This is a genomic window from uncultured Methanobrevibacter sp. (assembly GCF_937881195.1).
In the GTDB taxonomy this organism is placed as follows: Archaea; Methanobacteriota; Methanobacteria; order Methanobacteriales; family Methanobacteriaceae; genus Methanobinarius.
On record NZ_CALGFC010000042.1, the window covers coordinates 16,389 to 37,720 of the forward strand.

Annotated in this window: 16 protein-coding genes; 8 read left to right on the forward strand and 8 right to left on the reverse strand. The window is 24.9% G+C overall.

Annotated elements, in window-relative coordinates:
- Window positions 1-29: 29 nt before the first annotated feature.
- The 3 genes from Q0087_RS06450 to Q0087_RS06460 form a co-directional block, all read right to left on the reverse strand.
- Window positions 30-824, reverse strand: coding sequence for a 2-amino-3,7-dideoxy-D-threo-hept-6-ulosonate synthase (locus Q0087_RS06450; protein ID WP_297898878.1), 795 nt, complete (start codon window positions 822-824; stop codon window positions 30-32).
- 397 nt (window positions 825-1,221) lie between these two features.
- Entirely contained in the window at window positions 1,222-1,767 is a 546-nt protein-coding gene (locus Q0087_RS06455) for a class I SAM-dependent methyltransferase (RefSeq protein WP_297898859.1), read from the reverse strand.
- Window positions 1,768-1,831: 64 nt separating this feature from the next.
- On the reverse strand, window positions 1,832-2,743 hold the full coding sequence (locus Q0087_RS06460) for a pantoate kinase (protein WP_297898860.1): 912 nt from the start codon (window positions 2,741-2,743) through the stop codon (window positions 1,832-1,834).
- A gap of 461 nt (window positions 2,744-3,204) precedes the next feature.
- Here Q0087_RS06460 and Q0087_RS06465 point away from each other — a divergent pair, with 461 nt between their 5' ends.
- A complete protein-coding gene (locus Q0087_RS06465) occupies window positions 3,205-3,870 on the forward strand; it encodes a histidinol phosphate phosphatase domain-containing protein (RefSeq protein ID WP_297898861.1) in 666 nt (221 codons plus the stop codon).
- Window positions 3,871-4,123: 253 nt separating this feature from the next.
- On the opposite strand, the gene Q0087_RS06470 is transcribed toward Q0087_RS06465, so the two are convergent.
- The 3 genes from Q0087_RS06470 to Q0087_RS06480 all read right to left on the reverse strand — a co-directional run bounded on the left by Q0087_RS06470 (window position 4,124) and on the right by Q0087_RS06480 (window position 9,473).
- Window positions 4,124-6,085: a transglutaminase domain-containing protein gene (locus tag Q0087_RS06470; protein WP_297898863.1), complete on the reverse strand. Its 1,962-nt coding sequence runs from the start codon at window positions 6,083-6,085 to the stop codon at window positions 4,124-4,126.
- A 574-nt stretch (window positions 6,086-6,659) separates the two neighbouring features.
- The gene (locus Q0087_RS06475; protein WP_297898864.1) at window positions 6,660-8,435 is read right to left on the reverse strand and encodes a pseudomurein-binding repeat-containing protein; all 1,776 of its coding nucleotides are present in this window, start codon (window positions 8,433-8,435) and stop codon (window positions 6,660-6,662) included.
- A 375-nt stretch (window positions 8,436-8,810) separates the two neighbouring features.
- Complete coding sequence (locus Q0087_RS06480) at window positions 8,811-9,473, reverse strand: 2,5-diamino-6-(ribosylamino)-4(3H)-pyrimidinone 5'-phosphate reductase (RefSeq protein ID WP_297898865.1); 663 nt, start codon at window positions 9,471-9,473, stop codon at window positions 8,811-8,813.
- A gap of 555 nt (window positions 9,474-10,028) precedes the next feature.
- Between Q0087_RS06480 and Q0087_RS06485 the strand changes: the two genes are divergently transcribed.
- From Q0087_RS06485 to hemL, 3 genes are all read left to right on the forward strand, one after another.
- A complete protein-coding gene (locus tag Q0087_RS06485; protein ID WP_297898866.1) occupies window positions 10,029-10,418 on the forward strand; it encodes a carboxymuconolactone decarboxylase family protein in 390 nt (129 codons plus the stop codon).
- 38 nt (window positions 10,419-10,456) lie between these two features.
- The gene (locus tag Q0087_RS06490; RefSeq protein ID WP_297898867.1) at window positions 10,457-11,089 is read left to right on the forward strand and encodes a cobalt-precorrin-8 methylmutase; all 633 of its coding nucleotides are present in this window, start codon (window positions 10,457-10,459) and stop codon (window positions 11,087-11,089) included.
- 133 nt (window positions 11,090-11,222) lie between these two features.
- Complete coding sequence (gene hemL, locus Q0087_RS06495; protein WP_297898868.1) at window positions 11,223-12,485, forward strand: glutamate-1-semialdehyde 2,1-aminomutase; 1,263 nt, start codon at window positions 11,223-11,225, stop codon at window positions 12,483-12,485.
- Window positions 12,486-13,006: 521 nt separating this feature from the next.
- Here hemL and Q0087_RS06500 read toward each other — a convergent pair.
- On the reverse strand, window positions 13,007-13,726 hold the full coding sequence (locus Q0087_RS06500; RefSeq protein WP_297898869.1) for a DUF4012 domain-containing protein: 720 nt from the start codon (window positions 13,724-13,726) through the stop codon (window positions 13,007-13,009).
- A gap of 449 nt (window positions 13,727-14,175) precedes the next feature.
- On the opposite strand from Q0087_RS06500, the gene Q0087_RS06505 reads away from it, so the two are divergent.
- From Q0087_RS06505 to Q0087_RS06520, 4 genes are all read left to right on the forward strand, one after another.
- Window positions 14,176-15,057 (forward strand): hypothetical protein, encoded by an 882-nt coding sequence (locus tag Q0087_RS06505; protein WP_297898870.1) that lies wholly within the window; start codon window positions 14,176-14,178, stop codon window positions 15,055-15,057.
- A 290-nt stretch (window positions 15,058-15,347) separates the two neighbouring features.
- Window positions 15,348-16,115 carry a polyprenyl diphosphate synthase gene (gene uppS, locus Q0087_RS06510; RefSeq protein ID WP_297898871.1) on the forward strand — a complete coding sequence of 256 codons (768 nt, stop codon included), beginning with the start codon at window positions 15,348-15,350 and terminating at the stop codon, window positions 16,113-16,115.
- A gap of 60 nt (window positions 16,116-16,175) precedes the next feature.
- Entirely contained in the window at window positions 16,176-16,934 is a 759-nt protein-coding gene (locus tag Q0087_RS06515) for a TatD family hydrolase (protein ID WP_297898872.1), read from the forward strand.
- A 501-nt stretch (window positions 16,935-17,435) separates the two neighbouring features.
- Window positions 17,436-19,661: a hypothetical protein gene (locus Q0087_RS06520; RefSeq protein WP_297898873.1), complete on the forward strand. Its 2,226-nt coding sequence runs from the start codon at window positions 17,436-17,438 to the stop codon at window positions 19,659-19,661.
- Between the two features lie 85 nt (window positions 19,662-19,746).
- Here the strand turns inward: Q0087_RS06520 and Q0087_RS06525 are convergent, their stop codons facing one another.
- Window positions 19,747-21,144: an NAD(P)/FAD-dependent oxidoreductase gene (locus Q0087_RS06525; RefSeq protein WP_297898874.1), complete on the reverse strand. Its 1,398-nt coding sequence runs from the start codon at window positions 21,142-21,144 to the stop codon at window positions 19,747-19,749.
- Window positions 21,145-21,332 lie beyond the last annotated feature (188 nt).

Here is a 21,332-nt window from a genome sequence, read left to right on the forward strand (position 1 = left end):
TCTCCTTAATTTAAATATTGGTTACAAGTTTATTCTAAGATTTTCAAAGCTTCATCAACATCTAAGTCTTTATGCACGACTTCAGAAATAGCTTTTGTAATTTTTCCAGGGGATTTTGCTTGGAAAAGATTCCTTCCAAATGCAACGCCTGCTCCACCAACTTCAAGAGAATCTTTTACCATTTCTAATAATTCTCTATCAGTTTCTACTTTTGGGCCTCCAGCTATTACTACTGGAACTAATGCTCCTTCAACAACTTCTTTAAAAGTGTCTGGATCTCCGGTATAATTTGTTTTAACAATATCCACACCTAATTCAGAACCGACTCTTGCAGCATGTTTAACAAGCTCCACATCATGTTCATTTTTAATTTTCTGCCCTCTTGGATACATCATTGCAAGGAGAGGAATTCCCCATTGGCTACATGTTTCAGCTATTTCGCCTAATTCCATTAACATGTCTGCTTCTGTTTCTGATCCAATATTTACATGTATAGATACAGCATCTGCTCCTAACTGTATGGCTTTTTCAACAGACGTAACTAAAACTTTGTTATTAGGATCAGGGCTTAATGAAGTACTTGCTGAAAGATGTATAATAAGTCCTAAATCTTTACCATAGCCTCTATGTCCTTGTTCAATTATTCCTTTGTGCATTAAAACTGCATTTGCTCCACCACGAGATATGCTCTCGATGGTTTCGCTCATATGAACTATTCCTTTAACTGGTCCAATTGATACTCCATGGTCCATTGGTGCAATAACAGTCCTATTAGTTTTTCTATCTATGATCCTTTCTAAACGAATTCTCTTTCCAATCATAATTACTCATTCTCCTATGAATTGTAATTTAAGAATATTTAAATAAGATAAACCTTTTAAACATTATAAATCTTCTTTAAGCTTTATAATTCATCTTTTCATTTTAATAATTCTTGTTAATTTTAAATTAAAAATATTTTTATAATTTTTTATAATAACGATATCTCTATTTCTTTAACTATAAAATATTTTTCAATTACTTTAATAATATAATTGAACATAATTAGTTTTGATAATATGAATGTTTGTAATATTAAAATTTTTAATCATAAAGGTTATGATAATATAGATTATTATTGTGTAAATATTAGTATTATAAATTATTTTGTGTAAATATTAATAGTTTAATTTTGATGATATAAACTTCTAATAATATAATCTCCTAAAATGTATAATAATATTAATTCTTTTTATTTTTATTTAATTTAGGGCTCCAAAGTTTGAATTCTTTTATTTGTGGGGGTATTCCTTCACTTCCACAGGATTCTAACCAACCCTCAGATGATTCAAATATTTCTTCTGTCTGAGAACTTCTAACAAAATCAATAAGTCCTCTGTTTCGAATTAAGGTAACTTTTGGTTTTAATAATGATGCCCATATAAAATATACTTTGAATGTGGTGTCTGGGTGATATCCTCCGCCTAAATCTACAGAAAGAACATCACATTTATCTAATTTTTTAGAAACTTTTTCTATTGTATCATGGAGTCTAACATCACCACTAATAAATTCTAAATTTTCATATTTTTTACTTAGAATATCCATTTTAGGAATAGATTCGGGACTATTATCCAATGCAACTAATTTGCCTTTTTTAATATTTTTAGCTATCATTTGGCTGGTATTTCCAATATGACATCCTAATTCAATTACTATGTCGTTTTCTTTTAGGACTTCTTCCAATTGTTTTCTATAAATTTTTATATCATAACTGATTAATATCATATTATCTTTTATTTTATCTATTTAATTTTTAAATACTATTTAGTTTTTAAATATTTATTAAAATTCATATATTATCATTATATATTTTTGATATTTTAAAATCTTCAACCTTAAAGTCACCAGATTCATCAATTTTTGATAAATTTTCCTCTTTTGTAATTGCAAAAACAGTATTTCCAAGCATTGCCATTGATGATCCAATAGTACATTTTTTTAACTGATCAACAATATTTAAAAGCTCGCGGTTTATTAAACCAGTATCTTTTGCAAATTCATATGAACAGTTCATAAAATTTTCTAAAGTTGGATTTTTTTCTATTTTTTCCTGCATAACTATTCCTATTTTGTTTATTTTTCTTTTTTTAATTGGGTCTTCTATAATAGTAGAAGTATCTATCTGCCCATATGTTTTTGTAAGAACAACAAAATCAGAAAAATTGTTTTTTTCTTTTAAAGGTAGTGTTTTACCAATTCCTGGGGCTCCTGGAGACTCCCTAATAACAATACCTTTGGATGTTTGAGATAAAACATCTCCTAAACCACTTCCAAGGTTAACTTCTGCAAAATGTGCCATTTGCATTGCATCATTTTTTGATATTTTTGGTTTAAAAAGTTTAAATAATCCAATAGCTGTTCCAAGTGCACATGAAGCAGAAGTACCAAATCCTGATCCAATTGGAACACTTATTTCATGATTTATAATTAAATCATTTTTCAATTCAAGATTAAAATTGTTTTCAATTGCTTCTATTGTTTTTAAACTTATTTTTTCGTTTTTTAAGTCTTTTTTATTATTAATAATAATATTAATATTATTTTTTGTGGTGTTTTCATCTTTTAAAGATTCAACTGTTGTTTTAACACCATTATTAATTAAAACTCCTGCACCACAGGAACCTTTTCTTAAAGGATCTTGATCATTTTTTATGCTAAAAAACCCAGTTATATGGCTTGGTATAAATGTTGATACTTTCATATTATTCCTTTTTATAAATAAATTTATATTTTGACCTTATTTTCAATATTTTGGTTTTAGATAATTTTTATTTCTAGTAAATTATTCATAAACTTATTTTATTTTGAAAATAATATATTATTATATATTATTATAATAAACTATATTATTATAATAAATCATATTATTAATAAGATTATATAATTATATTAAAATTAAATTATTTAGAATTATTCATGTAAATTATATAAAATCATTATATTTATTTATTAAAATTTTTATATCTAGTTTTAAATATAGCTAGTTTTAAAAATATGATTGATATCTAAAACTAATATAATTAATATTTAAAATTATTAATAACTATAATTTGATATGACTTAAACATATTTTATCTAAATAGTTTTTATTTAAACAGGTTTTATCTAAATAATTTTTATTTAAACAGATTTTATTTAAAAAAATCTTTAGGAGAAATTTTTTTGAAAAAAAGAATAGATTTACATATGCATAGCTTGTTTAGTGATGGTGAATTGTTACCTTCTGAATTAGCTAGAAGAGCAGCAGTTTTGAATCATGAGACAATAGCTATTACTGATCATATTGACTCTTCAAACATAGAATCTATATCTAAATTAGCTAATGCTGTAGATGATATTAATCAAAATTGGGATATAAATGTTGTTATTGGTGCTGAGATAACACATGTTCCTATTGAAATTATTGATAAATTAGCTATAAAAGCAAGGGATTATGGAGCTAATATTATAGTTGTTCATGGGGAAACATTATCTGAACCCGTTATTAGTGGAACAAATTTAGCTGCTGTAAATTCCCAAAATGTAGATATATTAGCTCATCCTGGTCTCATTACCAATGAAGAAGCTGAAATAGCTAGAGATAATAATATATTCCTAGAAATTAGTGCAAGAGCAGGTCATTGTTTAGCTAATGGTCATGTTGCTAGAATTGCTAATGAAGTAGGCGCAAATTTAGTGATTGATACTGATGCTCATGCACCAAATGATCTAATTACATATGAAAAGGCTAAACTTATTGGTTTAGGTGCTGGATTGAGTGAAAAACAGGTAAACACTGTTTTAAGAGATAATCCTCTTAAGATTCTTAGAAAAAGAAATATTATTTAAATTAATTTAATTAATAAAATAATTAAATTTAATTATATAATAATCTGCCATAAAATATAATCTAATATTAAAAATAATAATGTAAATATGGAATAATAATCTAATAGAAGGTAATATAAAATTAATTTGTGATTTAATATAAAAATTTATTGATAAAGAATATAATAAAATTTATTTAATAAAAAATAAGAGGAATAAATCCTCTTTAATTTTTTAATTTTTTAAATCTTTTTACTTTTATTTCTAAAAATTTTTAGAAGTTTATACTTGCAGATTTTCCTTGTCCTTTTAATGTGTATGTATTTATATTCCAATTTTTAACAGTTCCTAAACTATTTTGAGAGCTTGTTGTATCTGCAACTACCCAAGTGTCGCCTACTTTTATCTGTGCAAAAACATGCCCTATTCTTCCACTTACTGTAAAAGTACAGTCTGCATGAACATATCTTGCAGCTAGCCCGGCAGATCTAGATAAAGCTATTAATAGGTGTGTTTTGTCAACACAATTTCCTAATTTCTTTTCTAATGTACCTGTTGCTGAATATTTTGTATCATAGTAGAAACTATACTTTATATTATCTCTCACATAGTTGAATATTGCTGTTGCTTTTTCTAGTTCAGTTTTGCAGTTTTTTGTTAGACTTGTTGCTAAAGATTTTATTGCTGCATTATTTACTTGACAATTAGTTGTAGCTACTAAATATTTTTGTAATTCACTTGAACTTAATGTGTTTTTTTCATTTAAAGGACCAGTAGGTATGGATCCAGATCCACTTCCTCCACTACTTCCACTTCCTCCATTTATCTTATCTGTGCTTTTAACATTTAATGTTAAATAATTTGGTAGTCTTCCTTCTGTTTTTGTGAAATCAAGAATTTTTGAAAAACCTAATACTAAGGTTTGGAATTGTATATTTCCTAGTTTTGAACTTCCATAATTTGGAGCTTGACCATTTTTAAGCATATATGATGAAACTCTTGAGGCTAAATCTACAAAATCACTTTTGTATATATTTCCATTTATTGAGCTTCCTGAAGGATTTGAAGGATTTTTAAAAGTTTTAGCTACAATGCCTGTATTAATTCCTTTATTAATATTTACAATTGTGGCTGATGCTAAATATAAAAATTCAGTCATTGAATATTGTTTTCCATTTATTAAAACATAGTTTGGAAGAACTCCATTATTCTTAACGAATAATTCTATTCTTGAACCTGCATCTTTTATATTAGCTAAACTAATTGTTCCAGAGCTTGAGGAACTATTAGATCCATTTGTACTACTATTTGTGTTAGGGTCTCCACCAACAATAATCCCATTTTTACCATTATAATTTGGCACTAATTTATTTAGGTTAGTGGAAATCTTTTTATCAAATGAAACATAGTTAGGCATTACATTATTGGACTTATAATAATCTACTATCTTAGCAAATCCGTAAACTATAGTTTGAAATTGTATTTTTCCTATACTTGAACTTCCATAATTTGGAGCTTGATTGTTCAAATCTACAAATGAAACAATTCTTTTTGCTAAGTCTATATAATTAGATTTATATAATTTTCCACTAGTTGAACCACCATTAGGATAACTCGGATTTTTAATATCTTTTGTAGTAATATCTGAATTACTCCCTCCATTTAAATTTATAATGGATTTAGAGAGTAAATATAGAAATTCACTCATAGATATCTTTTCACCATTTAAAGTTATATAATCTGGAAGTTTACCATTTTTTTCAACATATTTTTTTAGCTCGGTTGCTGCAGACATAATATTTTTATTACTGAATTTAACTGTTGAAGTTAAAATTTTAATAGTATTTGATTCTACAGTACCTCCAGCTGCATTTTTTGAATATGTTGTTGAAACATTGCCTGTTTGATTATTTTCTTCAGAAATTTCTTTATTTGAATTGTTTAGTTGATTATTATCATAATCTGAATTATCTTCAGTTTCTCCTATTTCTGAATTTGAATCATTTGGGTTATTTGTCGAAGATTCGTTATTAGTTTGATTTTCGCTAATATTATTAATATTTTCTTTATTTATATTAATAATATCTTTTTCTGAATTATTTACATTATTTATTGAATCTTCAGACAAATTATCTGCACTCTGAGTAAAAAGATTTCCTATAGTGTCGTTTGTGTCATTGGCATATATTATGCTACTATTTGCAATTACAAATAGTATAATAAATGCAGACAACATTTTTACTCTATTCGAAATTTTTTTACCTCCATTACTCAATTAAAAAGTTTTTTATATTATAATAAGTTGTTTTATAATTTCAATAAAGTTTTATTATAATATAACTCTAAAACTGAGCATTTAATTGTTTTGTCTTTTAAACATTATAAATCTATTGTTTTTTCCTATTGAAGCTTTTTTCTTAACCCTTAATCTTATTTCAAGAGCATTGTATTAGTATCCTATTATCATTTTTATTAACTATACAAAAGTTTATATTATTTATTAGGGTTTTAACAATTTATTTGCTAATAAAAAGCACTCATTATAAATATTATTCAATTTATAACCAATAATTAATACTTTTTTTATATAACAAATCTACTATTAAATAATAATACTAAAAACTAAATAGAAATTTTTTAGAATTTAAATTGTATCTTAAGAAATATTATTAATGGAAAATAAATACTAAATAATATCTATAAAATAAAATAAGTAATTGTAAAATGGGTTTAATAAATAAAAAAGTAAATAATTTATAAAATATAAATGAAGAGTTAAATATTAAATAAAAAATTAAAATAGTAAAGTATTAGAATGTTATTTCTGCTACTTTACCTGTTTTGAGTTTGTATGTATATGGATTCCAATTATTCACAACACCTAAACTATTTCTTGAGCTTGTTGTATCAGAAACTGTCCAAGTATCGCCTATAAGAACTTGTACCCAAACATGTCCATAAACATTTCCGCTAGAAAATGTACATGAGCCATGAACATATCTTGCTGCTAATCCTGATGCTCTATAAAGAGCTATTGATAAGTGTGCTTGATCTACACAGTTACCATATCCAATTTTTGATGTTTTAACAGCTCCATATTTGGTATCATAATAAAAACTATAATCTACGTTTTTTTGCATCCAATTATAAATAGCAGTTGCTTTTTCTAATTCGCTATTACAATTTTTTGTAATGCTGGCTGCTAATTTTTGTATTGTTGAATCTGTCACTTGGCAGTTTTTAGTGCTTTTCAAATATTTTTGTAACTCACTTTCACTTAAAGTGTTTTTGTCATTTAAAACAGTAGTTTTAGCTGAATTATCTTCACCATTACCTCCAGAATTAATAGGATTATTAGAATTTACATTTATAGTAACAGTTGAAGGTAATTTATTATATTTTGATACATATTCTAGTATCTTTGAAAATTCCCATATTATTGTTTGGAATTGAATTTTTCCCAAAGGAGAATTTGCATAGTTTGGAGCTTGCTTATTGGTTTTTAGATATTTTGTAACATTTTTTGCTAGAGATATATATGAAGTTTTTGATAATTTGCCGTTTATTGAATTTCCTGTAGGTTTTACTGGATTACTTATTGAAATAGGAGTAATTCTGCTTGTTGAACCACTATTGATATTTGTTATTGCACAACTTAATAAATATAGAAATTTAGCCATAGTATATTTTTTTGAATTTATTTCTACATAATTTGGTAGTACATCATTTTGATTAATAAATGCATTTACTCTGGATGCTGCATCTTTGATACTATTTAAACTTATACCACTAGAAGTAGTAGGGTTTGATGGTGTTACAGAACGAGTATATTTTGGCATTAATTTGTTTATATTATTATTTTTGGATATTTTTAAAGTTATTTTTGATGGTAAATATCCTTTACTATATTTATAATATACAACCTTATTTAACATATATATTATAGTTTGATATTGCATTTTCCCTAATTTAGTAGTTAAAAAATTAGGGGCTTGATTTTTATTACTTGCAGTATCAATATATTTTATTAATTTTTTTGAATAAGAATAGTATTGTGATTTACTTAACGAACCTTTTATAGTAACTCCTGATGCCTTAGAAGGATTTTTGATATTATATTTTATAGTAACAGATGTTGTTTTTTTGTTATATTGGTAATAAATAGTTTTACTCAATATATACATATATTCGGGCATTGAAAACTTGTATCCTCCAATATTAATGCTGTTAGGTAGTTTATTATATTTTTTTATATAACTATCAACAGTTTTAGATGCTTTTAATATTTGACTTTGAGTTAATTTAGCAGGTTCGCCTGCAGCTGCCTGACCAGTTAACTTATTTTTTGTGTTATTATTAGAAGCACTTTTTTGGATGTTTTCATTGTTATTATCCTTTTTTTCACTTTCATTAGAAATATTATTTGAGTTTAAATTAATTGTGTTTTCATTTACACCTTGAACAAAATTATTGCTTTCTATACTATCTCCAAGACTTGATGAATTAGTTATATTACTTGCATAACCTGCACTTATTCCAATGAAAAATAGACAAAATATAAATAAAATAAATGCCTTTTTTTTCAACTTAATTTTTCCACCTCATTGACTCTATTATCTAGCTTTATTTTACTAGATTCATTTAATCTAAATATTCATTAAAATAAGTTAAATATATCAAATTTTTATATCTATTTGCTTTTTTTTATCTAATTTTTATAATTAAAAAATAGATATAAATATAATACTAATTGTAGAGTCATGCAATATAGTATATATACAAAAAGAACTCAAATTTAATAAAATTCTTTTATTACTAATATAAATTTGATTAAAATCTATATTTGAGTTAAAATATAACTATTTAACTTATTTTTAATATCATATCTATTATTTAATTTAATAGCTTATAAACTTTTATATATTAAAATAAGCACATAAAGCTTTTTTTTTAGAATAAAATCATAGAACTTTGTATTCAAGCACCAAATCATTTCCTAATTGATACCTATTTTTTAATTCAAGGTTAATAGCTTCTTTCATAAAATCAAAACCATCTCCATCAAACAATGTTTTAGCATATTTTCCTCCAACTATCATTGGGGCTATACAAACTTTTATTTCATCAATTAGGTTTTCTTTTATCATTGAAAAGTTTAGAGTTGATCCTCCTTCCAGCATTAATGTTTTTATATTTTTTGAGTAGAGGTAACTCATCAATTCTGTTAAATTCACAGGATAATCTTTGGAATAGAATATGTCTGCTGTTTTACTAATTTTTTCACAACGTTCCAGTGCAACATTATCTTTTCTAATTCTATTAGAAACTGCAATGATTGTTTTTGCATCATCATTTAATATTCTAGATTTCAGTGGTGTTCTTGCCATGTTGTCTACTATTACTCTGATAGGGTTATCTGATTTTTTTGAATCTATTTTATGCACTGTTAATTTAGGATTATCTGTTAAAACAGTGTTTATTCCAACCATTATTCCATCAACTTCTTTTCTAAGTTCATGAACTCTTTTTAAATCTTCTGGTCCAGATATTTCAGAACTGCCCGTTTTTGTAGCTATTTTACCATCAAGTGTCATAGCTGCATTTAGTATTACATAAGGTTTCATCTTTCCACATATCTTCTTTCTTTTTATTTTTTAATAGCTAATAAATTTTTTATTTTTATAATTTTTAAAATAATTTTCTACTATTTATAAATTTAATAGTTAATATATAATATATTATTTTCTTATTTGTTTTTATTATTTTTTTCTTTATTCTATAAATTCTATAAATTTTATAAACTTTATAAATTTTAATAATTTTTGAAATTTTATAATTTTTTATTATAATTTAATAATCTTTTTATTTTAAGAAATTGATATTATTATTAATATGTATAAATATATGTAAAATTATAATAATTAGTAGTATCTAATTGTAAATTATATCTTCATTGGCTTTTCATAAATTAATTTAATATTTGTTTATTAATTTTACTATATGGTGATTTTTGGAGGTTTTTTTGGGTTTTCTTATTAAATTAAAATATAAATGTATAATTGGAATCATAAAGCAAATTTTTGAAATAATAATCTAAATTCATTTCATGTTTTAAATTTATAATAATAAAAATACTATATTTGGATAATTAATTATGTTTTATAAATATTGGTGATTAAATGGAAGATAGATACGAAAAGGGAATGAAAATTCTTAAAATAACTAATAAAGATGCTATAAATGGTTTGTTTGAAGAATTAGAAGATATAGCTCCAGATTTAGGAAGATTTATTGTTGAATTTCCTTACTCTGAAATATATACTAGAGAAGGGCTTGACTTGAAAACTAGAGAATTAGCTACAGTCGCCGCTTTAACTGCATTAGGAACTGCAGATGGACAGCTTAATAATCATATTAATGCTGCATTAAATGTGGGAAATTCTCCTCAGGAAATAGTTGAAGTTATAATGCAAATATCTGCATATGCAGGATTTCCTGCAGCTATTAATGGAATTTTTGCTGCTAAGAAAGTTTTTAAAAAAAGAGATTTATTACCACTAAAAAAATAATTAAACATTAAATTATTATGTGGTCATTAAGTGATAATATGTTTATGGGAGCATCAACTAAACAAGGTTTGGACATAGCTGATAAAAGCAGAAAAATTGTTAGATCTTTAATTGAAGAAGAAATTAAAGGACTTTCAAATGAAGAGAAAGATATTATAGAAAGAATTGTACATTCTACTGCTGATCCGGAATATGCTAAATTAGTTTCAATTAGTTCTAATTTTGTTGATTCTAGTTTAAAAGCTTTGAAAAATAATGAAGATATATTAACTGATATTAACATGGTTAAAGCAGGAATTACTCAATATAGTGGTAATGTCGACTGTTTTATTAGAGATAAAAAAGTAATTGAAATAGCTAAAAGTAAAAAAATTACAAGAGCTGCTGCTGCTATTGAATTTGCATCTCAAAATGATTTTAAAGGGATAATTGTTGTTGGAAATGCTCCTACTGCTCTTTATAAGGCTATTGAATTATATAATGATAAAAAATTAGATGTTGCTTCTATTGTTGGAGTTCCAGTTGGATTTGTTGGTGCTGCTGATTCAAAAGAAGAATTAAGAAACAGTTCTATTCCTAATATTATTACAAAAGGGCCAAAAGGTGGAACTCCTGTGGCAGTAGCATGTGTTAATTCACTAGTTCAGACTATGAAAAATTTAGATTATTAAGCTAAATATTTTTTAATAATTTTTATTTGATTATTCTTTCTTAATAATTTTTATTTGATTGTTTTTGCTTATGATTATATTTTTTTTATATGATTATTTTTTAATTATATAATGCTTTTTGTGTGTTGATAAAATGAATTCAGAAGAATTATTTAATGAATCAAGAAAATTTTTTCCTGGAGGAGTTAATTCTCCAGTACGTGCATTTAAACCATATCCTATTTTTATAGAAAAATCCAAGGGATCTAAAATTTGGGATGTTGAAGGTAATGAGTATATAGATCATTGTTTAGGCTACGGTCCTTTAATATTAGGTCATTCAGATTCTAAAGTGATAAAAGATGTTTGTAATCAAGCTAATATTGGTACTGCTTATGGGGCTCCAACTGAAAATGAGATAAAGTTGGCTAAATTGGTTACTGAAAGAGTTCCATGCGCTGAAATGATAAGGTTTGTAAATTCTGGAACCGAGGCTACAATGAGTGCTATAAGATTAGCCAGGGGTTTTACTGGGAAAAATAAGATAGTTAAATTTGAAGGTAGTTATCATGGGGCTCATGATTATGTTTTAGTCAAATCTGGTTCGGGAGCAGCTGCACTTCCAGATTCTCTTGGAATTCCAAATGATACTACAAAAAATACATTAACTTGTCCTTATAATGATATTGTTGCTTTAAAAAAACTTATTGCTGATGAAAAAGAGGATATAGCAGCAGTAATTGTAGAGCCGGTAATGGGTAACATTGGTTGTGTTGAACCAAATGATGGTTATTTAAATTTTTTAAGAGAAATTACTGAAGAAAATAATATACTTCTTATTTTTGATGAGGTTATAACTGGATTTAGACTTTCTCGTGGAGGCGCTCAAACTTATTATTCTATTACTCCAGATATTGTAACTATGGGTAAAATTATTGGTGGTGGATTTCCTATGGGTGCATTTGCAGGGAAATCAGAGATAATGGAAATGATAGCTCCAGAAGGAAATGTTTATCAGGCAGGAACATTTAATGGAAACCCAATATCCATAAAAGCAGGTTTGTCAACTTTAGAACAACTTGATAATAAATTTTATAGAAATTTAAATAAGAAAGGAGATTATTTAAGAAGTCAAATTTCTGAATTAATTATGGATTTAAGTTTAAATATCCAAACAGTCGGTTTGGCATCTATGTTTCAGATATATTTCAATGAAGATAGGGTAACAAATTATGAAATAGCTAAAAAGTCAGATATTGATAGATTTTCTGTTTATTTCCATGAATTAATGAATAATGGCATTTTCATACCTCCAAGTCAATTTGAGTGTAACTTTTTATCTTCTTCTCATAATAATGAAGATATAGAAAAATTAATATTGGCTATTGAAAATTCATTAAAAATAGCTTGGAAATGAATTATTTTATTTTTCAATTAATTTATTTCTTTTAATTTACTTCTTTTAATTTATTCTTTTAATTAGCTAGTTTCTTAATTTATTCTTTTAATTAAATTATTTTTTTTATTTTAATGAACTTTTTTTTAAATATTTTATTTTTTAATGATAAAATTGAATCTAAAAAAAATTAAAAAATTGATTAATATGTATATGATTATAATAATATTATAAAAAAATATTATAAAGAATAAAATTATAAAAATAAAATTCTATTAGGAAAATAAGCTAAAAAACAATTAAAAAAGAACTTAAAGTATGGAATATACAAAGATAGTTAAAAAAATTGAAATAATTATTAATATTATTAAAAATTAAGAGAAATTATTGAAATATTAATTTTTGATTAACATAATAATATTAAAGTAATAATATTAAAGTAATAATATTCAATATTAATAATGAATATTAAAATTCATATAATCTAAAAATATCATATAATCTAAAAATAAAAATAAAAAATTAGACCATAATTAGTCTAATTATCCTAAAACTGATCCTAAACCTTTAGAAGCCATTAAACTAACAAAAGATCCTTGAGGAATCATTACAATGTTGCCTTTTGAGTATTGGTCTAATGCAACTTGAACCATCGCATTTCTTTTTTCAGGATTATTTGCAGCAGTTGAAAGTGCTGATGCAAGAGCCATAACAGCTTCTCCTCTACTCATGCTCCCTCCATGCAATTCATCATTTTCTCTTACAAGATCTATTGCACTAATATTAGTTTCCTGTCCATTAACTTTTATAGGACCGGCAGATTTTATGATTGCATCTAATGCTTCAGTATTTATGGCTACTACTGCATCAGGAGTCATATTTGTATTGGCTTCAACAATTTCTTTTGCATATTGCATTCCTTGTTGAGTATTAGAATCCCATAATGAGTCATGAAGTAAAAGTTTACTTCCAGCCCCTTGGGCCTGTGCTTCTGCAGGTTCTGATTGTGTTGGATGTCTCATTCCAGATGGATATACAGGAGTATAATTAGATATGCTTCCATTTTTCATATTTACTACAAATGCCATATCAACAGCACCCATACCAGGTCTTGATTCGCCTTCGTCAACAGCTAAAACCAAAATACTTTTATCTCCTTGAGATAAATCAGGACCACCTAAAAATGTACCCCAAACGACAGCAAGTATTCCAATTGCAGCTACTACAGTAATTGCAATTATAAGTTTATTTTTTCTTTCCATGTTTTATCCCTTCCCAAAATAGTAAATTTAAAAATTGTTTTTTATTTTTTAGTTTTCGTTTATTCTTTTATTTTTAATTTATTTAACAATTCTATTAATAATTAGAGATAATATAATATTAGAGATAATATATACTTTTAATTATTTTAAACAGTTAATAACCATTATAAAAAAATTGTTTGATAGGATAAATAATATATTTTCATCCTATTATTTCTAAAAATAAACTATCTTAAAAAGTAGTTAATTATGATTAAATTAACTATATAAAATTAATAGTTAGTATATTACTTAATCTATATAATATATGTCTTCATTAAATATAATCTTTTCTATATATACTATATATATTAATAATATGATTATTAATTCTATTATATTATAATTAATAATAATTTATCAAAATAATAAATAAAAATATAATAATAATAAAATAAATATATTAATATATGGTAAAAATTGTTGTTGGTTGTGGTGAAAATAAAAATGTTATCTTAGCAAAAGAAGAATTAGCTGAGAAAAATAACCTTGAAATAAATTTAGCTTTTTCTGATGATGATTTAATATCTGCAATGAATGATAAAACAGTTGATGCTGTTGTTAGAGGGTCTTTAAAATCTTCAAGTCTATTAAGAAAGCTAAAATATTTAAACAAGGAAAAATTTATTAATAGGGCAAGTTTTATCAAGTTTAAAAATGAATTAAATGAGGATGTTGAAGATTCAGAATTAGATTTTAATGGGTTTTTGTTAGAACCAGTTGGCATCGATGAAGGAAAAAATATTGATGAAAAATTTGAGATGATTATTCGGTCTGTTAACTTTATATTGGGATTAGGCAAAACTCCTAAAATAGCTATTTTGTCCTGTGGAAGAAAAGAAGATTTTGGAAGAAGTTCTGAAATTGATAAATCATTAGAAGATAGTGAAAAGTTATTAAAAAAGTTAAGTGATTTTTTTTTACATGATGAATTATATTCTAAATGCCTTGAATCAAATAATTATATAAAAAATGAAAATATCAATGAATCAAAAAATATTCAAAAGAATTTAATTTATAATTTTGAGAATATTTCTATAAAAAATTATAACATATTAATAGAAAAAGCTATTGAAGATGGAAACAATATAATTGTTGCTCCTAATGGGATAATTGGGAATATAATTTTTAGGACTCTTGTATTAGTTGATTCATGGAAAAGTTTTGGGGCTATTGCTTTAGGTAGTGAAAAAATTTTCATCGACACAAGTCGTGATCAGTCAAAAGAGGGTTATATGAGGGCTATAAGTTTAGCATTTAATTTAGCTAATAAAAAACTATTAAATAAATAATTTTCTATTTTAAAAAGTTTTAATTTTAAAATGATATTTAATTTAATATAGTTAATTTTATAATATATAGAGTACTAAATCTTTTAATATAAATTTTTATTCTCAGAATTAGATTTTATTTTTATAATTAGATTTTCTTCTGTAATATTATAATTTTGTATATTACTTTTAATATTATGCAATATTATATAATTTTTTATTATCTATAATCCTTTTTAAATTTTAATTACATTCTTATTTATATTAAAAGTTTAAAAATTATCCTCTATTATTTATTAAAAGGTAAAAATATGGAATTTATGAAACCAATATATCAACTTTATGAATGGTATATATCAAGAGGGCTAGATCATTATACTATGCCCAAGCATATAGCTATAATCATGGATGGTAATAGGAGATACTCTAGAGTCCAAGGTAATATCAATGTTATTAAAGGGCATGAAATTGGTGTTGATACACTAGAGAAAGTTCTTGACTGGAGTATTGATTTAGGAATTGAAATTGTGACTGCTTATGCGTTTTCAACAGAGAATTTTAATCGGCCTAAAGAAGAAGTAGAAGGTCTTATGAATTTGTTTGTTAAAAATTTTAAAAGAATAGTTGCTCATGAAAAAATTCATAAAAATGAGGTTAAAGTTAAGGTAGTTGGAAGACTAGATCTTTTACCTGAAAATGTAAGGGATGCAATTCTTGAAGCTGAAGAATCTACTGCTCATTACAACAAAAAACTTTTTAATTTAGCTATTGGATATGATGGAAGGCTTGAAATAGTTGATGCAATAAAAAAAATAGTTAAAGAAGTTGAAGAAGGTAAAATTACTAGGGATGAGATTGACGAAAAAACAGTTAGTGATAATCTGTATACTGCAGGGCTTGAAGATCCTAATTTAATCATTCGTACAAGCGGGGAAGAGAGATTGAGTGGATTTCTTTTATGGCAATCTTCCTATTCTGAATTATATTTTTGTGATAGTTTGTGGCCTGAATTAAGAAAAGTAGATTTTTTAAGAGCTATTCGAGATTATCAACAAAGAGAAAGGAGATATGGGACCTAAAAAATTATTAATTATTTTTAATTTTTTTAAAATTTTTATAATCATTACTGAGGGATTTTAATGATAGATGTTCATTGCCATGTTGATTTTGAACAATTTGATGAGGATAGAGATCAAATAATAAAAAATGCAAAGAAAAATCTTACTGCAATAATAAACTCTGGAACTAGCATTGAGGGAAATGAAAGAGCACTCAATCTTTCAAAACAGAATAATAACTTTATTTATCCTACTTTTGGTTTTCATCCAGTTGGTTCTGGAAAAATAAGTGATGAAGACTTAAATTTATCAATTAATCAAATGATAAATCATATTGATGATATCCTTGCCATTGGAGAAGTAGGAATGGATTATTTTTATGTTAAAAATAAATTAGAGAGGGCTAAACAAGGAGAAACATTTAAAAAATTTGTGGAGTTAGCTAATGAATATAAAAAACCTTTAATTATTCATGCTAGAGATTGTGAAAGAAAAGCATTTAATATAGTTAAAGAATATGATAATATCCCCAGTGTTGTATTTCACTGTTATAGTGGTAGCTTAAAAACAGCTAAAAAATTAATAGATGAGGGCTATTATGCATCAATTTCAACTATGATATGCTATTCAAAACATCATCAAGATTTATTTAAGGAAATACCTCTTGAAAATATTTTAACTGAGACAGATAGCCCTTATCTTGCTCCAAATAGGGAAGATAGAAATGAACCTTCTAATGTGAAATTTGTAGTAAAAAAGTTAGCTGAAATAAAGGAAGAATCCTTTGATTATATTGATAAATTTACTGAAAAATCAGCTAAAAGTGTTTTTGGGATTTAAACAATTATTTAGATATTTTTTATTCAATAATTCTTTTTTAGACAATGAACTAATTAATATAAACTTTTCAAATATTTATCTTTTTGTTATTTTTATTTATTTCTAATTATTTTTTATTATTTTTTATTATTTTAATTCATCTTTACCTATTTTTACTTATTTTTACTTATTTTTAGTTATTTTTACCTATTTTTACTTATTTTTACTTATTTTTAGTTATTTTTACTTATTTTTAGTTATTTTTACTTATTTTTAGTTATTTTTACCTATTTTTAGTTATTTTTACCTATTTTTAGTTATTTTTACCTATTTTTAGTTATTTTGGATTATGTGATTATTTTTTATTTTATCAAATGTTTTATTTGGGACGAATGTTCGTTCTTTTACGAAAATATTTATATAGTTAATTGTTTATTATTATTGTATGGAAAATGTTTTGAGTGAACGTTTTCTAGAGATATTTTAAATATTATTTATTTGATGTAAAAGGAGGTGAAAATCTTGAAAAGCAAAATAATTCGAGAAAATAGATTTTTGAAGGAAAATTATAAGCACATTATTATATTAACACTTTTAATGGTAACATTATTATTTGGTTTATCAACAACTAGTGCAGCAAATAATACAATATCTGATAGTGATGTTGGAGGTATTGCTCAAGGTATAATCAATACAGGTAATGGTGATACATTGTTTTTACAACCAGGTAAATATATTGGAAATAACAATACCAATATAGTAATTAACAAAAGTTTAACAATACAAGGCAATGGATCATCAAATAGTGTTATTATCGATGCACAAAAAAACAATGGAATATTCTTCATAAACAATAATACTATAAAATTCATTAATATAACATTTATAAACGGAAATACAACTAATGATGGTGCTGCTATCAGAAACAATAATTTTGCAAATATAACAGTCATAAACTGTGAATTTATTAATAACGCAGCTAAGGGCTATGGTGGTGCTATTTGTAATGAAGGTCCTAATTTCAAAGTGATAAATTGTACTTTCACAAACAGCACATCCGCTGGTAGCCATAGTGGAGGAGCTATAAGAAATCAAGGAAACAACTTTACAGTAATAAATAGTACTTTTATAAACAATGAAGCAGATGGTGGTGGTGCTATCTTTGATATGAGTTATAATTTCACATTAATAAATAGTAATTTCATAAATAACTTAGTTAGGAATTATGGTGGTGCTATTATGCATTTTGGAAGTTATAATTTCATAATAATAAATAGTACTTTCACAAAAAACACGGCTACATGGGGTGGTGTTATTTTTGGTCAAGGTAGTGATGGAGTTACAATAATAAATAGTAATTTCACAAAAAATAATGCAACTGCTATCGGTAGTGGTGGAGGTGTTATTTATAGTGATGATAATAATTATATGATAATAGACAGTACTTTTATAAATAATACTGCTAGAAATTATGGTGGTGCTATTCATAATATTCGTAATTTAGGTGGTGTTAATTTCACTGTAATAAATAGTACTTTCATAAATAACACAGTATCTACTAGTGGAGGGGCTATATATCATGGTAATGGTGCCTATAATTTGAAAATAATAAATTCTACTTTTATTAATAATGCAGCAGGATATGGTGGTGCTATCTACAATCAAGGTAATAGTTCTATAATAACAAATAGTAATTTCACTAACAATATGGCTGAACTTAGAGGAGGTGCTATTAATAACAATAGAAATCTTATTTTAACTGATTCTAATTTCAAAAATAATAACGCAGAAAATGGTGGCGTTATTTATAATAATGCAAATTCTAATCTAACTCTTTCTAGTAATATCATGATTAATAATTCTGCAACTTTGGGGTCTATGATTTATAATTCTGGCAATATTGGTGTTTTAAATTTAACCTATATCAATAACTCTACAACTAATTTAACTAATGGTACTTATGTGATTTTAAATGTTACTTTAACTGACGATATGGGTAATACTGTCACAGGACAAAACATAACATTCTATGTAAATGGGATATTTATTGGAAGTTTAGAATCAATTGAAGGCCATGCTAATATTAATTATGTTGTTATAGGAAAAGAAGGCGATTTATTTTCTGTTAATGGTTATTATAATGGAATTGGAAACTATGGAATAATCACTAATGAAGGACAATTAAGAATCATTTTAATAGCTACTAATTCCACTATAAATGCTCCGAATACTAATGTAGGTAAGAATATTATTATTAGTGGTGTTGCTGTAGATGTAGATGGAAATCCATTAGTTAATGTTCAGCTTGATGTTATTATTGATGGTGTAGTTTATAATCTAATAACTAATAATGTAGGTGAATGGAGCATAGCTTATAATCCCAAATATGAAGGCTATATTAAGGTTCAAGTATATTATGTAGGAAATGATTCACATTATGGTTTTGTTAATTCTACAACTTTTAATGTAGTAAAAAATCCTATTGATCCAGACAATGGTTCAGATAACGGTTCTGATAACGGTTCTGATGTGGGTTTAAACAATGGATCCGATATGGATCCAGGTAATTATCCTATTGATAATCAAAACTATAACTTTACTACTAAAACACATTTTTCAACTCAACATGAAAGCAATTCAAATGCTAACAATAAATCTACTATGAAAGTTACTGGAATTCCTATTACCTCTATTTTAGTACTATTAATTTTTATTAGTATACTATCTATTAGAAGAAAAAAAAATTAAACATTTTTTAAACTCTTTATTTTTTAGAGTTTCTTATTTTTTTATTATTATTTATTAATTATATAACTTACTTCAAATTTTTAACTTATTTTGTAGCAGAAGTTCCAGCTAAATATCCTGTTGAAAAAGCTATTTGTAAATTATATCCTCCAGTTGGGCCATAACTTTCAAGTAATTCTCCTGCAAAAAAAAGGTTTTTACAATTTTTTAATTTGGATTCCATAGTTTTGGAGTTTATTTCATCAATATTGGCTCCACCACAGCTAATCATAGCAGATTTTTCAGGTAAACTTTTTATTTTTATTTGGAAACTTTTGATATTATTTATTATTTTATTTTTATCTTTTTTAGTCAGATTACTAAGTGTTTTATTTCCACTAACACCAATTTTATTTAAAAAAAAGTCTATAAATCTATTTCTTAGATAATATTTTAAATAATTTTTAACCATAGTTTTTCCATTATTTTGAGAATCAACGATTATTTTTTCATTTAATTCTTCTTCTGTCATATTAGGTAACATATCTAAATAAATGCATATATCTTCTAGTTCTATTTCTTCATGGCTAAATTTTTCAGAATTTTTGTCTTTAGAAAAATTATAATCTTTAGAAATATAGTTACTAATATCTAATATACCTGGGCCTGATAAACCAAAATGAGTGATTAAAACATTTCCTTTAGAAGTAATTTTTTGATTATTTTTAGTTTTATATAGAACTGAAATATTTTCTAAACTTATTCCTGCTAATTTTTTTAAAAAAGCATCTTCTATTTTTAATGGAATAGCTCCAGGGTATATCTGGGAAATAGAGTGTCCTAAATTAGCAGCTATATTATATCCTTCTCCATTTGATCCAGTTTGAGGATAGCTATCTCCTCCAGTAGCTAAAATAACTTTTTCAGCATAAATTGTTTTTTTGTTTGTTTCTATAATGAAATCATTATTGTCTCTACTTTTACTATCCTCATTATTAACTTCATTAATTTCATTAATTTCATTATTTTTATTATTTTCATTATTTTTATTAATTTCAAAAATATTATTTTTATTTTTTGAAATATTTTTCACATGGTTATTTAATAAAATATCTATATTAAGTTCTGATAAATATTCTTTTAGAATCAAAAGAATAGAATTAGCATCATCAGTTATAGGAAAACATCGACCATTTTCTTCTTCTTTAAACTCCAATCCTTTTTTTTCAAAAATAGATAATAATTTTTCATTATCTAATGCATACAAACTATGTTTTAAGAATATTTTATCTTCTTTTCTTAATTTTTCTAGGAATTTTTTAGTAGGTTTAAGATTAGTTATATTACATCTTCCTCCTCCAGTTAAAAGCAATTTTTTTCCTAAATATTCATTTTTTTCAATTAAAATTACATTTTTAGGTTTTTTCAATTCTTTTGCTGAGGATATTGCAGCCATCATGCCTGCAGGCCCACCACCTATTATTGCTATTTTATATTTTTTCATTATTTCACTTTGAAATTGATTAAGCTATTTATATTTATAATTTTTGTATAAGAACATTATTAATGGATTTTAATATTAATTTAATTATATTTTAATTCAATTATATTTTATATTATATTGTTAAAATATAAGTATTATAATTAATTTAAAAATATCATTTAGAATATTAGCATTATAATTAATTTAAA